We start from the raw sequence: 15,244 nt of genomic DNA, 5'->3' as shown, positions 1-15,244 counted from the left end.
TGTTGCGATTTGCGACACATAAGTGGACATCTGTGCGACAGCGCTTGCCCGTCTGGTAAATAAATCATCCTAACTCATTAATAAATAATATAAATTATTGGCAATAAAAAACTGGCATAACCCCTGCAAAGTAAGAAGCGTTCGGCGGCAAGTTTAAAAAATCAATATGCCGCCGCGTCTCAACCCTACAGAAGGAGATTTGCGATGCGTTATGCACACCCTGGCCAGCCCGGCGCCCTGGTTTCATTTAAATCTGCTTACGGCAACTTTATTGACGGTAAATTTGTCGAGCCGCTGAGCGGTGAATTCTTTATGAATACCTCCCCGGTCGACGGCAGCAACATTGCGCAGTTTCCCCGCTCGGACGCCAAAGACATTGAGTTCGCCCTCGATGCCGCTCACCGTGCGGCGCCAGCGTGGGGTAAAACGTCAGTGCAGCAGCGCTCCAGGCTGCTGCTACAGGTCGCCGATCGTATTGAACAGCACCTTGAGTATCTGGCCGTCGCGGAGAGCTGGGACAACGGGAAACCGATCCGCGAAACCCTGAATGCCGACCTGCCGCTGGCGGTGGACCATTTCCGCTACTTCGCCGGCTGCCTGCGCGCCCAGGAGGGGAGCACCGCCGAGATTGACGAAACGACGGTGGCCTATCATTTCCATGAACCGCTGGGGGTGGTTGGACAGATTATCCCGTGGAACTTCCCGCTGCTGATGGCCGCGTGGAAGCTGGCCCCGGCCCTGGCGGCGGGTAACTGCGTGGTGCTCAAGCCGGCTGAACAGACGCCGCTGAGCATTACCCTGCTGCTGGAGCTGATCGGCGATCTGTTCCCGGCCGGGGTGCTTAACGTGGTGCAGGGATTCGGCAAAGAGGCGGGCGAGGCGCTGGCCACCAGCAAGCGTATCGCCAAGCTGGCGTTTACCGGCTCCACGCCGGTCGGCCGGCACATTCTCGCCTGTGCGGCGGAGAATATTATCCCGTGCACTGTCGAGCTGGGAGGAAAATCGCCCAACATCTACTTTGCCGACGTGATGGACGGCGAAGAAGAGTTTATTGAAAAGGCGGTGGAGGGGCTGGTGCTTGGCTTCTTCAACCAGGGTGAGGTCTGTACCTGCCCGTCGCGGGCGCTGATCCATGAATCCATCTATGAACCCTTTATGGCGCGGGTGATGGATAAAGTGGCGCAGATCCGCCGTGGCGATCCGTTAGATACCAACACCATGATCGGCGCGCAGGCTTCCCGCCAACAGTTCGATAAGATCCTCTCCTATATTCAGATTGCCCGCGAAGAGGGCGGACAAATCCTGACCGGCGGCGAGCGGGCGGTCATCGCCCCGGCGCTGGATAACGGTTTTTATATTCAGCCCACGCTGATTAAAGGCCGCAATGATATGCGCAGCTTCCAGGAGGAGATCTTTGGGCCGGTGATCGGGGTGACCACCTTTAAGAACGAAGCGGAAGCGCTGACCATCGCCAATGAGACCCAGTTTGGCCTTGGCGCCGGGGTCTGGACGCGGGATACCAACCTCGCCTATCGTATGGGCCGCGGGATTAAAGCCGGTCGCGTATGGACCAACTGCTATCATATTTACCCGGCTCATGCGGCGTTCGGTGGCTATAAACAGTCCGGCGTCGGCCGGGAAACGCACAAGATGGCGCTGGATGCCTATCAGCAAACCAAAAACCTGCTGGTGAGCTACGGCACCGCGCCACTGGGTCTGTTCTGAGGACATTCCCGCGCGTCTGACCCATCCTCTATCCGCAATCCGTCCGGGTTGCGGATTTTTTTTAACTGCAAAATAACCCTGCTATTTAGTCGACTTTATTGAGCGGCATGACCAATACATTCACGCTGTTGATGTAACATCTTTCACTTGAAAATAAAAAGAGTTCCACAACAAGAAATTATGCGCACTGAGGCGGACACTTGCGCTTCATTTATGTAGAAATGATGAATATTAATACCAGGAAAATTCCTAATTTTCCTCTACTACCGATCGGAAGCACGATAAAACAAGACGACTTTTTGGGCGATTACTTTTAAATTTGTTAATGGCTTTGATCTGTTGTTGTTTGAACGTGTTTAATTACCGTTTGTATAGATATGTAAATTAACATTGAAAAGGCATTTCAAAAATAAATTCTATGACGCCGATAATTCTTAACTTATCCGCAACATTGCGTTGGGTTGCCTTTTGGTGGGACCGGTAATATATTTATTTCGCACACCAAAATAACTCTTTGTCTTCTGTTTTTTATTATTAGCGACACTTTGTCGAAATAAAGCAGAGTGAGAGAGCGTGTGCCTACTATCCTGCGGAAGGAACGCAATGAACATTTACAGGGAGGAACTGATGAGCAGCTTCGCGATAGCCATGCGCTATTGTCGATGACTGTGCGATATATTCGTTAACGATGAGATAAATAATGAAATCCCAACTTCGTATTATGGCAATTCTCATGGGCGCGCTGGTTTCTGGTGCGGCAATTTCTGGCAATACGCAACCCGCAAGATCGACAATGACCGTTAACCCAGGCGCCAGCGCAGGCACTCAGGGTACCGGTGGGCAGGTGATTTTTAACGGCTCTATTACCGACAGCTCCTGCAACGTCGACAGCGGTTCAACCGGCCAGACCGTGGATCTGGGCAAATGGGCCAGCAGCTATTTTACCGGCACCGGCTCCGAAACCACCAAAACTCCCTTCCATATCAAAGTCAAAGATTGCCCGGCCAGCGTGGCCAAGGTTGCGGTGCTGTTTGACGGCGCGCGCGATCAGTCTGATACCACTCTGCTGGCCACCAATGGCGGCGCCACCGGCGTGGCGATCAAGCTGTATGAAGACGACCAGAACACGGCGGTCAGCCTCGGCAAAGTGTCCAAAGATCACCCGGTCGTCGCGGGCGCCACTGCCGGCACCGGCTCTGCTGACCTCGAGTTTTACGCCGACTATGTCTCTACCGGGGCCGTGGCGGCGGGTGATGCCAACGGTACGGCTAATTTCAATATGATTTATAACTAATCTTATTGCGCGTTATTCAGAGCCAGTTCATTGCATCTGGATCCATAGCAGTCTGTTGAAACGTTAATGGCGAAGCAGTCGCGATATATATTCGTGACGGTATTGTTGTTCCTGCTAATTATCTCAGTGGTTACTGGCTCTGTTATTTGCTGCTTTATTTTATTGTCTGTTCAACCTTTACCTGATGGTTATTAATGATGAAGAAAATAATTGCCGTTGCGGCCTTTCTGCTGTGCTCCACAGCAGCGCAGGCCGGTATTGTCATGGGTGGAACCCGTGTGATTTATCAGGAAGGGAAGCGTGAAGCCGCTATTTCAGTCACCAATGCCGATACCCATACGCCGTATCTGGTGCAGTCGTGGGTGGAAAATTACGCGGAAAATGACAAGAGCAAGGTGCCCTTTATTGTGACCCCACCGCTGTTCCGTCTCGATCCGGAGCAGAATAACGTCCTGCGTATTAACTTTATTGGCGCGTCGCTACCCGGCGATCGTGAGTCGGTGTTTTGGCTGAACGTCAAAAGTATTTCTCCGACGCCGCAGGGCGAGGTGAATAAGCTGCAGGTCAATATTAAGTCGAAATTCAAAATCTTCTATCGGCCCAATGGCCTGGCGGGCGACCCGGCAAAAGCCTGGCAGCAACTGAAGTTTACCCAGTCCGGCGGTCATCTGACGGTGGCAAACCCCACCCCGTATTTTGTCTCTTTTTACTCCGTCGCGGTGGGCGGGCAGAGCATCGACGAGCCAGGCATGGTGGCCCCCTTCGGCCAGAAAACGTGGCCGGTGAGCGGGCACGGCACCGTCAAATGGCGGGCGATTAACGACTACGGCGGTATCAGCGATTTCGCCCAGCAGTAATTCCCTTTGTGATGATATGACCGGACGGCGCCAGCATGAAAAGAACAACAACAGCGAAGGTGCGGGAATATGCCGCAATGCCAGTGGCCGCCAGCCGGGCACTGGCGCTGGCGACGGTACCGACGATGATGTTTTGTCTCAGCCCGCTGAACCGGGCGCTGGCCGACGACTATTTTGACCCGGCGGCGCTGGAGTTTGCCGATCCGCAGCAGCAAACCTCCGACCTGCACTATTTCGCCAAACCCGGCGGGCAGCAGCCGGGTACTTACTCTGTCACCGTGGTGGTTAACGACCAGGAGCTGGGCCAGGCCGATATTACGTTTGTTGACGATGGCGGGAAGCTGCAGCCGGTGCTGACGCCCGCTCAGCTGGCGGATTATGGGGTCAACGTCAGCGCCTTTCCCGTCTTTCAAACGCTGCATGAAGGAGAGACCTTCACTCGTATCGAGAAGTTTATTCCCGATGCCAGCAGTCGGTTCACCTTTGCTAACCAGCGCCTGACGTTGAGTATTCCCCAGGCGGCGATGAATGTGCAAAGCCGCGGCTATGTCGATCCATCGCGCTGGGACGATGGCGTGCCCGCCGCGTTTGTTGATTACTATTTTTCCGGTGCGCAGATCAAGAGTGCCGATGACGGGGAGAGTAGCCGCTCGAACTACCTCAATTTACGCAGCGGCGTGAACCTGGGCGCCTGGCGGCTGCGCAATGTTTCCTCGATGCAGTACGACCAGCAGCGTCGGCACTGGGATTCACAGAGTACCTGGCTGCAGCGCGACGTCCGCTCGCTGAAGAGTCTGCTGCGGATCGGCGATACCTATACCACTGGCGATGTCTTTGACAGCATCCCCTTTCGCGGCGTCCAGTTGATGTCTGACGATGAGATGCTCCCGGACAGCCAGCGCGGCTTTGCCCCCACTATCCGCGGCGTGGCGCACAGCAATGCCAAAGTGACCGTCTCTCAGCACGGGTATGTGATCTACGAGACCTTCGTGTCGCCGGGGGCATTTGCCATCAGCGATCTTTACCCCACCTCGCAGAGCGGCGATCTGGAGGTAAAGGTGACCGAGAGCAATGGCGCCGTGCGCACCTTCACTCAGCCCTATTCCGCAGTTCCTTTTATGCTGCGCGAAGGGCGCGGCAAATTCAGCCTTAGCGCCGGGCGCTACCATTCGGGGGCGGATACCGTCCGCTCGCCGGAATTCCTCCAGGGAACCCTGTTCTACGGTCTGTCGGCGGGATTTACCCTCTACGGCGGTACGCAACTGGCGCAGGACTATCAGTCCTGGGCGCTGGGCCTGGGTCGCGGCTTCGGCGAGTTCGGGTCGCTGGGAGGCGACGTGACCCAGGCCGTCACCCGCACGCCGTCGGGCAAACGCTACGCGGGCCATTCGCTGCGCGCCCAGTATCAGAAAGATTTTGTCAGCTCGGGGACCTCATTCAGCCTCGCCAGCTACCGCTACTCCTCCAGCGGCTATTACGATTTTGCCGAAGCCAGCGCGCTGGAAAGCGCGCAGGGGCAGGTGGACAACCGGCGTTGCCGGGAAGAGCTGTCGGTGACACAAAGCCTTGGCGGCCTCGGCAGTCTGGCGATCTCCGCCTGGTCGCAGGATTACTGGCACCGGCAGAGCCGGGATGAGACGGTACACCTCGGGTTCTACAGCGCCTGGAAGGGGATCTCCTGGGGCGTGGGCTATTACTACACCCGCGCCAGCAATCAGGAAAAAAATGACCGTTCCTGGTCATTTAATATCAACATCCCGCTGGGCGGCCCGCTGTCCGACAGCGCGGTAAGCTATAACACCACCTCGGACAGCAATGGCTATACCTCGCAGCAGGTCTCGCTGTATGGCGCGGTGCCGACGCGGCCAAATCTGTTCTATTCGGTCCAGCAGGGCTATGGCAACCAGGGGCGAGGCAGCAACAGCAGCGTCGCGCTGGATTACCACGGCGGCTTCGGCAACGCCCAGCTCGGCTATCGTCATGACGCCGCCAGCAACCAGCTGACCTGGGGAGGCGCCGGCTCGGTGGTCGCGCATCCGCACGGCGTCACCTTCGGCCAGACGGTGGGCGAGAGCTTCGCCATCGTCCGCGCGCCGGGGGCCGCTGGGGTGGCGGTACAAAACGGCAACAATGTGCACACCGACTGGCGCGGCTATGCCGTGGTGCCATCCCTGACCGCCTACCGGAAAAATGTCATTACCCTCGACACAGAGTCGATGGCCGACGATACCGACGTCGATCAGGAGGGGCAGACCGTGATCCCCGGCGGCGGCGCGGTGGTGATGGCCAACTACCGGACCCACATTGGCAACCGGGTGCTGTTTACCCTGCGCAATGCCCAGGGGCCGTTGCCGTTTGGCGCCAGCGCGCGGCTGGTCACGGCGGAGGAGAGCGGCAATGCGCCGGGCGGCATGGTGGCTGACGGTGGGCAGGTGTACCTCAGCGGCGTGCCGCAGGAGGGGACCCTGGCGGTGAGCTGGGTCGTTAACAACCAGTCGCAGAGCTGCACGCTGCATTTTCAACTTCCGGATAACCCACAGCAGAGTCTGAATACGGTGAAAACCGTCTCCGGACTGTGCCAGACACGCTGAGGCGGCTATGAAATCTGTTTTTCGTCTACTTCCTGTTCTCTTTCTGCTGGCGCTGAGTGGTTACCTCCCCGGCGTGCGGGCTGAAACCTGCCGCGCGAATATCGGCCAGACCACGGTCAATATTCCCAATATCAAATATTTACCCACGCTGCCGGTCAATACCCAGATGACCAGCGCGATGGCGGATAACGGCAGCGGGATCCCCTTTTCCTGCGACCTGCAGCTGCCGACGGCGAGCGCCAAACGCATCGTCTATAAGCAACTGAAAACCGGCGGCTCGCCGGTGGTGATTAACGGACAGCACGTCTACCCCAGCGCCATCGACGGCATCGGTTACTCGCTCAGCTTTCAGTGCGCGGGCGGCCCGATGCGCGCTATCGACGGCAGCCACTCCGTGGGCGGCGAGTCGGTGGTGGTGTGCGACAGTGCAATGCTCCCGGCGCTGATGACGCAGCAGCAAACCACGGTCAGGATCGCGGTGACCTTCTATAAAACCGGGACGGTGCAGCTGGCGGACGGGACGCATACCAACTCGCCGTCGCTGCCGCAGGTGGGGGAGATGACCATTGAGCAGCAGGCCAGCGGGAGCGCCGGCTATGTCGCCAGCGCGCCGGTCAGTCTCGATATGGCCGCCCTGAACGTGGACATCGGCAGCAGCGGCAGCTGTCAGGTAGCGACGTCGACGATCCAGGTCACTCTGGGCACGGTAAACCGGGCGGAGTTTCACGGCAAAGGGAGCACCGGCGGCCAGGCGAAGCGCTTTTCGATTCCGGTGTTCTGCCCGTCGCCGACCGACGTGCGCATCGGCTTTTTCGGCGTCAGCGTGGAGAGCGATACCCTGGCCCTGAGCAAGGCCAGCAACAGCGCCAGCGGCGTCGGCGTGAAGCTGACCTACGGCAATAACCCCGGCGCGGCAGTCTCTGATGGCACCAGCGTTAAGATCAATGAGGCCAGCAACTTGCCGATCCTGAAAAGGGTGACCGGCGCCAACGCCGGTACCGCCGAAGCGATCAATTTTAACGCCCAGTATGTGCAGACTGACGCCACGGTGGGGGCGGGCACGGCCAACAGCATGGTTACCTTCGCCCTGGAGTATAACTAACCCGGTGCGGCGTTATTCAAAGGTCACGGTGATTTTGGCCGTCGCGGAAAAAGGACCCAGCTTCGGCGTTCTCGACAACCAGAGCAGCCCCGCCGTATAGGTGCTCGCGAGGGTCGCGCCAGTTGCCAGCGTAAAGTGAATCGGAGCATTCATCTCAATACGTGGAAGCATGCTGGCGTTTGGCGAGATGACGATGCCGAAGCCGCTATCCGGCTGTGGCAAAATAATGGCGCTCTCCTGTACCGTATTGGTGGAGCTAAACGTAGTCAGCATAGGTTCGGTCCCGCATTCACTGCCGTTACCCTGCTTGACCAGACCATAGGTGACGGTAAATGGGCGTGTTTTTTCATAGTAGCCCGGTCGGGCGTTACCGGCAGGAATATCGCCAAAGTTAATTTCGCTTGGCGAAATAGATACCGTGGGGACGCAGGCCATCGTGCTGATACGGTTCAGCCCGGTAATGAAAAGATTATAGTTGGCGCCAGCGGTGCCGTTACGTAGACCGCCTTGACCATCTACCTGAAAAAGCGACAATTTAAGGTTATCGGCTATTTTACCATCCCCGGTCACGCTGCGGCCCGTCGAGACGATATAGACCTGGTAAACCAGGCTGAATGTCTGCGCAATGGCCGGGGACTTGCAGGTATTACCGCTTTTATCACACAGCGTCGCCGGGCCAATCTCCACGGATGTTTTATTTTGTAGCAGATGGTCGACGCCGTTGTAAGTAATGCCTATTTGGATAAAGTTGGGCAAGCTGCTGGCTTTATTTTCCGGATCCAGCCAGAAATAAGCGCTTTCACCGTTCGGAAAATTATCAGTATCTTCGCAGGTGAAGGTGGCGGTAATAGGACTGGAGACCCATATCTTTTTATTGGCAATAAGCTCGCTGCTGGAGACTTTAATGATGTTCTCGATATTCACGACTTCGCTGATCGTGGACGAGGTGGTCTTGCAGGTCAGCGCCTGCGCCGGGAAGGCGCTCAGCATGAACAGAAAGGAAAGCCATGTCAGAAATAACGTATCGCTAAGTCGGCGCATAATTACCTCGTGGGGGTTACTGTGCAGATTAAGGATAATTCACGCCAGGCCGTCGCCTGCTGAGGCTCCTGGCGCAGTTCGGGCAGGGTGATTTCGCAGCTTTGCTGGTGCGTTTCGCCCCATTTCATCTGCAGCTTTTCGCCTGAATCGACGCCGCTGACATAAACTTCCCCTCCCGGGCCGACCAGACCATTGCTGATCCCACTGGCGCGATAGAGCTGTGCGCCCAATGGTGGATAGCTCCCGTCGGCGAGGGTGGTATGGATCAGCACGCTATATCCCCGGAATGTATCAAAGCGCACCCGGGTAATTGCCCCGCGGGTAGGCACGGTATCCGCCACTGCGTTAGGGACATCAAGAAAGGCATCGAAGTCCTGAGGGTTGAGAGCGACAGAATTGACCCGATAGGGAACGCTTTGTGGTACGACAGCGTAGCCGAATGGATCGATGCGCACGCCGGTCTGATTCTCTATCCCTACCCCCTGAGCGTCTTTGGCTTCCACCAGCGCAAAGGTTGATCCCAGCGGTTGCGAGAGGGTAACGCCGCCGCGGTGTGCCACCACGCCGCCGCTCAGATTCAGACTCGCCTGACGGTTGCTTTTGCTGTAGGCGTAGCCGGTATATAGGTTACCGTACTGGCCGAGATAACCCAGGCTGGCGCTGTTGGTGGTATGGCTGGTGTCGTCATAGGCGCTGGTGACGGCCCAGCTCAGGCGACCATCATCGAGCAGAGCGCCGTTTACCCCAGCCTGCCCGGAAGTGCCAGAAGATTTACTGTGGGCGAGGGTAAATGCGGTATTGATCCGGCGGTTTTCTTGCAGAGTAAAAGGGATGGAAACGCGCAATGTGATGCTGTTGTCGTCATGCGTGAAGTGGCTACGCGTATTCTGATAGTACAGACCATAGTTCACGTTATGGATAGTGGTATTAAAGCCCGCTTGCAGAGAGATATCGCTTCCTGAGCTATTCCAGTAATTTTGCTGGCTGAAGTTAAGGAAGAAAGCGCTGTTCTTACCGAGAGTTTGCCGGGCAGAAATATCAAAGCGATGCTTTTTATTATAAAACCAGGACGTGTAATAGTGTTGGGGAGCGCTTGCCTGCCAGCTTTCGTCTTCGTCTGAGGGCCAGTAATCATTTTCGTACAGGCCATTGTGCCAGCGTCGACGCTCGTTAACCGCATCGCTGAGGCTATAATAACCTGCGGTTGAGTAACGGTAGCCCGCGATTTGAAAGTCGGTCTTGCTCGATAAAAAGGATTTAGCATACAGAAAACGCACGCTCCCTCCCTGCTTGCGCTGGCCACTCGCCAGCGTCGTTCCCGCCAGCGTATAGTCGGCTGAGAGGGCGCCAATCTCCCCCAGATTGCTACCGACGCCAAAGGCGCCGGCGCGATAGTTCTCTGCTGCAAGGGCGCCACCGTATAGTGTGAAGGTATTATTCAGGCCATAAGAGAGCGAACTTTGCATCAGGGCGGGAGCATAGCCGTCAGCGCCGTCATGATACTTCCCCGCCGACAGCTGATAATTCCATTGGCCTGCCCGCACCAGCTGTGGCAGGGTGGTGTAAGCGACAGTAAAGGTCGTCTGGCTACCGTCGGCTTCAATGACGGTCACGTAGAAATCACCGCTGCGGTTAACGGCGCTGATATCATTTAGCTCAAAGGGACCGGCAGGGACGTTCTCGCTGTAAATCAGATAGTTGTTCTGCCGTACTTCCACCCGGGCATTGCTGTTGGCCACACCTCGAATGACCGGCGCGAAGCCGGTCTGGCTGCTGGGGCGCATTTCGGCGTCGGTGCCAAGCTGTACGCCGCGAAACTGGACGCTATCGAAGACGCTGTTGTCGGTACTGGTCTGGCCGACGACAAGCCGGCTGCGCCAGGGAATGATGTTCGTTTCCGCCCAACTGGCGATACTTTGCCACTTATCCGCCTGCCCGCTGAACTTATTCCAGTAAGCATTATTGCGAAATCGCCACGATGCAATATTGATCCCGCTGTTTAGCGAAAGATATTGATACTGGTGACTGCCCCTGTCGCCATTATTGGCATCGGTAGAATAGCTGTAGTTGACGAAAGCAGCGTTAATACCTTCATCAAAGCGCATGGGGGAAACATAGTCACGGGGATAGTGCTCAATATATTGCTGAGGGATATGAATGATCAGCCGATGATTAGCGATATCCAGCTGTTGCTCTGCCTGGCCGATCGTCTGCGACAGAGCGAAACAGGGCTGGTGGTCATCATTAATCTTGACTCCATAGCGGATATATTCCGCCGCGCTCAGGCAGGGGGCCAACCCGCCGTGTGCGCTATCCTCTGAAAAGCGAACGGGACGACTGTCCACTAGCAGATCGTTAATGTAAATATTAACGTCATAGGTGCCCGGTATGACGTCGCTATCGCTGGCGACAAACTGATTAAAAGCCAGCGGGTCGATACCGTTCACAAACTGGGCATTGTAGCGTTCCGCACTGTCTGCCGGTAACGTGACGGAGATTAACCATGCGCTGGCAAAATAGCGTAATTTAATATCGTCCATCACTCTATCTCCCTAAAGAGGTGCGACGTTTATTTTTTTATTGGAATATCAACAACGGCGCCGTAATCATTAATATATTTCATTTTGTGCAAGCGCTGCATGCTGGCGATATTGACAGCGTGATGACTGTACGGCAGCAACATAAAATTTTTCAGAGGATAGATTTTGCCTTTGTTATCGATCACCTCGGCATTAATAACAGTAACATGCAGTGGACTGTTGTTAGTAAAAGATAACGTGTTAGCGCTTTGCTGCCACTGCAGATTTTCAACAGCTTTGGTCAACGATGTGGCAATCCCTTGCGGGCGATAAAATAGTTTTAATCGGGTGCGAATCGCGAACTGCAGAATGTTATTCCCCTCAGGCGCAGGAGGGACCTCCTGAATATTCACCCAAAACAGACTTTCCCTGTCGACAGGAAGACCGGTTCCTGAGTAAATAAAGCGAAGTTGTGCCGATTGCTCGGGGCGTAATTTGACCAGGGGCGGCGTTGCCACAATGGGTAAGCCGCTGCTGGGGGTCTCCGGACCCGTATCAAGCCAGGTCTGGACGATATAGTTTTTGCTGCTTCGGTTGTTAATTTTCAGACTGGCCGATTTATCTTTGCCCGAATAAATGACCCGTGAGGCATCGATGGTAATGGCCGCCTGGGTCTGAAAAGCCAAAGCGCCTATGATCACTGCCAGCAGCGTTTTCATATCTTACCCCTTATCCGCGTCGTGCCGTCCCTGGCCAAGAGTTAGTTCTGCATAATGGTAAACCTGGCGGTCGCATTGCCGTCGCCAGCTTTGACGTTTGTTTTATCCCAGGTGTAGTAATAGGCTTTCAGGTTGAAGGTACCGGAGCCGCCATCGGCATCGATCGTAATGCTCGGGTCGACGTCGGGATCGAAAGGTTTATCGAGCGTGACTGGGGTATTATCGCGGGCGGTTAGCTTAATGCCGACTTTTTCAGCCGAATCCGGATCCGCATCGAGAGCCAGTACGTTAGTGATAGGCGCGTCGGTGGCTGATGCGCCGTCGAGCACAATATAGTACGTGCCCTCTTCACAATTTTTGACGCTAATATTGACCCCAACTTCTGGTCCGGTACCATTGGTATCATTTTTTAATTTAGACAGCGGAACAGAGCCCATCTTAACCTCAATGACACCTTGCGCATTGGCGCCTTCCAGTTCGCAAGTTGAGTTGACAATTTTACCGACAAAATTCAGCGTACCGTCCGCCGCAGTGGCATAGTGTGAGGTCAAGCCGACGAGTGCCATTGCCAGGCAAAGTGATTTCATTTTCATAGCCAATTCCTTCTGTTGTGACCCTGGGAAGCTAATAGCCAGGCATACTCATTGACGCTGCGTAAGCCGTTAGCTCTGTTGTTGTGATAGCCATAAAGCGTACTTATCCCCCCTCCAGGGAGTGCAGGAAATGATACAGACCTGCGATATTGCGGACATTGAGTTTCTGGTAGATGTTTCTCCGATAGTGACTGATCATCATATTGCTAAGATCGGTGGCCTGAGCAATTTTTTTATTATTTAAACCTGAGATGATGTAGGGGAGAAGAGAGTCCTCCTGTTTCGTAAGTTTAATATTGACACAACTGTCCAGCGAGCTAATTGATTTTCTGAACACTTTAATACAGCGATGATCAGACGCATTCTGTAAATATTTATGCAGCCGTTGGGTAACATCTATATAATCAAGCACGATCGTCGAAATAGAGTTTATGATAATGTTTTCGACTGGATCGGCAAGAATCTCACTTTTAACGACAAAAACGATATCGCCATGAATGATCTTTTTTTTACGATAGAGCAGTGCGGCTAATTGTTGAATGTCCGGGTGGCTATAGTCCACGATAATGGTTCTGGCTATGGTTAGACTTTTCTCATTCACGTCAGAAATATTATCCGGAAACAATGTTTGACTATACCGACGTTGAGCACTCATGGTCATGTTAACAAGAGACCGGATGCCGTTAATAAAAAATTTATTGGCGGAAATGATAATAATCATAATGTATTTCCTTATACACTGCTTCTGTAACTAAGTATTACTGCTGGAGGAGGGAGGAGTAAATAAGATGATAAGCAGGATCATTAGAAAAATCCTAACGAAAGTTGTTGCATGAAGTGTTTTTAGTTATTAATCAGAAGGTTGTGATTTAACATTCAACTATTAAATCATAAGGGGAAGGTAAAACAAGCGATAAGAAATAATATATTAAACGTATGGCCAGCAATAAAATATGAATGTGCTGCGGGGCATTTTACTGAAAGTCAAAACAACCAGCAAGCTCGTAGCGAGAAAGAAGATTAATTATCATTTTGCCCCACGCCGGGTTGTATGTCCCGATGATTAAAAATAGGATGAATGCCCTGGCACATGCTGCGGATGGTGTTGACTGATAAGCGGCCGATCACCCCGGCGCGAAAACCCGATAACGATAAGGATGGCGAGATGAAACTGACGGTGGGGCTGGCGCTGACGCTGGCGATAATGACCTGCGGCGCCCAGGCGCGTGATATGCAAACCATCGAGCACAGCGGTGAGCTGAAGGTGGGCGTGCCGGGCGATTATGCCCCGCTGGCGTTTCGCAATGCCGCCGGCGAGCTGCAGGGCTATGACGTGGACATGGCCCGCGATCTCGGGCGCACGCTGGGGCTGAAGGTGAGCTTCGTCTACACCAGCTGGCCCGTGCTCGCCGCCGATCTGCAGGCGGACAAGTTTGATATTGCGATGGGCGGCGTGACGCAGACTCCGGCGCGGGCGAAGGACTTCGCCCTCAGCCACCCGGTAGTGGCAAACGGTAAAATCGCCTTAGCCAACTGCCAGGCCGCCCCGCGGCTCGGCTCGCTGGAGAAGATTGACCGCCCGGAGGTGAAGGTGGTCGTCAACCCTGGCGGCACAAACCAGAGCTTTGTCGATGAGCATATTAAGCAGGCGCAGATCATTCGCGTGCAGAACAACGTCGACAACCTGGAGGCGCTGCGGCAGAAAACGGCCGATATGATGGTGACTGACCTGATCGAAGGCGACTACTATCAGAGCAAAGAGCCCGGCGTGTTCTGCGTTGCTAACGAAACGCCGTTCGCCGGCACCGCCAGCGACAAAGTGTATATGATGAATAAGGATAACCCGGCGCTGCTGGAGAAAGTGAACCAGTGGCTGGATAGCCAGGACAAAGAGGTTCTCAAACGGAAGTGGAAAATTCGCGGTTAACCGCTGAGCTAAGAGGGGAGAGGGTCTCCCCTGCGATTCAGAGAATATCATCCACCACGCCGCCGTCGACGCGCAGCGCGGCGCCGGAGGTGGCCGACGCCTGCGGCGAGCAGACGTAGACCACCATATTGGCGACCTCTTCCACCGAGGCCGCCCGCTGGATCACCGAGCTCGGACGATGGGTCATGACAAACGCTTTCGCCAGTTCCTCCAGCGACTGGCCGGTTTTCGCCACGTCGTCTTTCAGCATTTCGGCAAAGCCGTCGGAAATCGTCGGCCCAGGCAGAACGCTGTTAACGGTCACTCCGCTGCCGGCGACATATTTCGCCAGGCCACGGGCCAGCGACAGCTGCGCGGTCTTGGTCACGCCATAATGGATCATGTCCGCCGGGATATTGCGCGCCGATTCTGAGGAGATAAACACCACCCGCCCCCAGCCTTTACTGACCATCGCCGGGAGCAGCCCCCGCGACAGGCGTACGCCGGACATGACGTTGGTCTGCCAGTAGTTGTCCCAGGTCGCGTCGTCGGTGGCGTAGAAATCCTGCGGGCCATAGATCCCGGCGTTATTGACCAGAATATCGACGCCGGTCACCGCCCTCAGCAGCTGGGCTGCGCCGTCGGCGTCGCTGAGGTCGGCGATGGCGGGGCGCGCCTTCGTGCCCGGCACCTCATTTTGCAGACGAGCGATCGCGGCGTTCACGCTTTGCTCGCTGCGCCCGTTAATGATGACCTCTGCGCCGCTCTCCGCCAGGCCTTTGGCAATGGCGAAGCCAATCCCCGCCGTGGAGGCGGTGACCAGTGCGACTTTCCCCGCTAAATCAATCTTCATGTTCCTGCCTTCTGGTTGTGGATCTCCCATTAAGCGTAGCAGCG

At 55.2% G+C, this 15,244-nt stretch carries 11 protein-coding genes and 1 pseudogene; 6 read left to right on the top strand and 6 right to left on the bottom strand.

Annotated elements, in window-relative coordinates; translation table 11 throughout:
- Window positions 1-204 precede the first annotated feature (204 nt).
- The 5 genes from CWM61_RS25350 to CWM61_RS25330 all read left to right on the top strand — a co-directional run bounded on the left by CWM61_RS25350 (window position 205) and on the right by CWM61_RS25330 (window position 7,569).
- Entirely contained in the window at window positions 205-1,725 is a 1,521-nt protein-coding gene (locus CWM61_RS25350; RefSeq protein WP_100632150.1) for an aldehyde dehydrogenase family protein, read from the top strand.
- Window positions 1,726-2,425: 700 nt separating this feature from the next.
- Window positions 2,426-3,019, top strand: coding sequence for a fimbrial protein (locus CWM61_RS25345; protein ID WP_100632149.1), 594 nt, complete (start codon window positions 2,426-2,428; stop codon window positions 3,017-3,019).
- Window positions 3,020-3,213: 194 nt separating this feature from the next.
- Window positions 3,214-3,876 (top strand): molecular chaperone, encoded by a 663-nt coding sequence (locus CWM61_RS25340; protein WP_074387805.1) that lies wholly within the window; start codon window positions 3,214-3,216, stop codon window positions 3,874-3,876.
- Between the two features lie 77 nt (window positions 3,877-3,953).
- Complete coding sequence (locus CWM61_RS25335) at window positions 3,954-6,467, top strand: fimbria/pilus outer membrane usher protein (protein ID WP_100632148.1); 2,514 nt, start codon at window positions 3,954-3,956, stop codon at window positions 6,465-6,467.
- A 7-nt stretch (window positions 6,468-6,474) separates the two neighbouring features.
- Complete coding sequence (locus CWM61_RS25330; RefSeq protein ID WP_100632147.1) at window positions 6,475-7,569, top strand: fimbrial protein; 1,095 nt, start codon at window positions 6,475-6,477, stop codon at window positions 7,567-7,569.
- A gap of 12 nt (window positions 7,570-7,581) precedes the next feature.
- On the opposite strand, the gene CWM61_RS25325 is transcribed toward CWM61_RS25330, so the two are convergent.
- From CWM61_RS25325 to CWM61_RS25305, 5 genes are all read right to left on the bottom strand, one after another.
- Window positions 7,582-8,610, bottom strand: coding sequence for a fimbrial protein (locus tag CWM61_RS25325; protein ID WP_074387807.1), 1,029 nt, complete (start codon window positions 8,608-8,610; stop codon window positions 7,582-7,584).
- A 2-nt stretch (window positions 8,611-8,612) separates the two neighbouring features.
- Window positions 8,613-11,150, bottom strand: a complete 2,538-nt coding sequence (locus CWM61_RS25320; RefSeq protein ID WP_077268451.1) for a fimbria/pilus outer membrane usher protein — start codon at window positions 11,148-11,150, stop codon at window positions 8,613-8,615.
- A 29-nt stretch (window positions 11,151-11,179) separates the two neighbouring features.
- A complete protein-coding gene (locus CWM61_RS25315) occupies window positions 11,180-11,848 on the bottom strand; it encodes a molecular chaperone (protein WP_100632146.1) in 669 nt (222 codons plus the stop codon).
- A gap of 41 nt (window positions 11,849-11,889) precedes the next feature.
- Window positions 11,890-12,441, bottom strand: coding sequence for a fimbrial protein (locus CWM61_RS25310; RefSeq protein ID WP_074387809.1), 552 nt, complete (start codon window positions 12,439-12,441; stop codon window positions 11,890-11,892).
- A gap of 103 nt (window positions 12,442-12,544) precedes the next feature.
- Entirely contained in the window at window positions 12,545-13,162 is a 618-nt protein-coding gene (locus CWM61_RS25305) for a LuxR C-terminal-related transcriptional regulator (RefSeq protein ID WP_100632145.1), read from the bottom strand.
- A 353-nt stretch (window positions 13,163-13,515) separates the two neighbouring features.
- Here CWM61_RS25305 and CWM61_RS25300 point away from each other — a divergent pair.
- Window positions 13,516-14,368, top strand: a pseudogene (locus tag CWM61_RS25300) (transporter substrate-binding domain-containing protein).
- A 37-nt stretch (window positions 14,369-14,405) separates the two neighbouring features.
- On the opposite strand, the gene CWM61_RS25295 reads toward CWM61_RS25300, so the two are convergent.
- Entirely contained in the window at window positions 14,406-15,200 is a 795-nt protein-coding gene (locus CWM61_RS25295; RefSeq protein WP_074387811.1) for an SDR family NAD(P)-dependent oxidoreductase, read from the bottom strand.
- Window positions 15,201-15,244: the final 44 nt, after the last annotated feature.

The sequence above is a fragment of the Klebsiella sp. K-Nf6 genome (assembly GCF_002806655.1).
Lineage (GTDB): Bacteria > Pseudomonadota > Gammaproteobacteria > Enterobacterales > Enterobacteriaceae > Klebsiella > Klebsiella variicola.
Note: the sequence above shows the minus strand (reverse complement) of the source record. Positions and strands in the feature narration are given on the sequence as shown.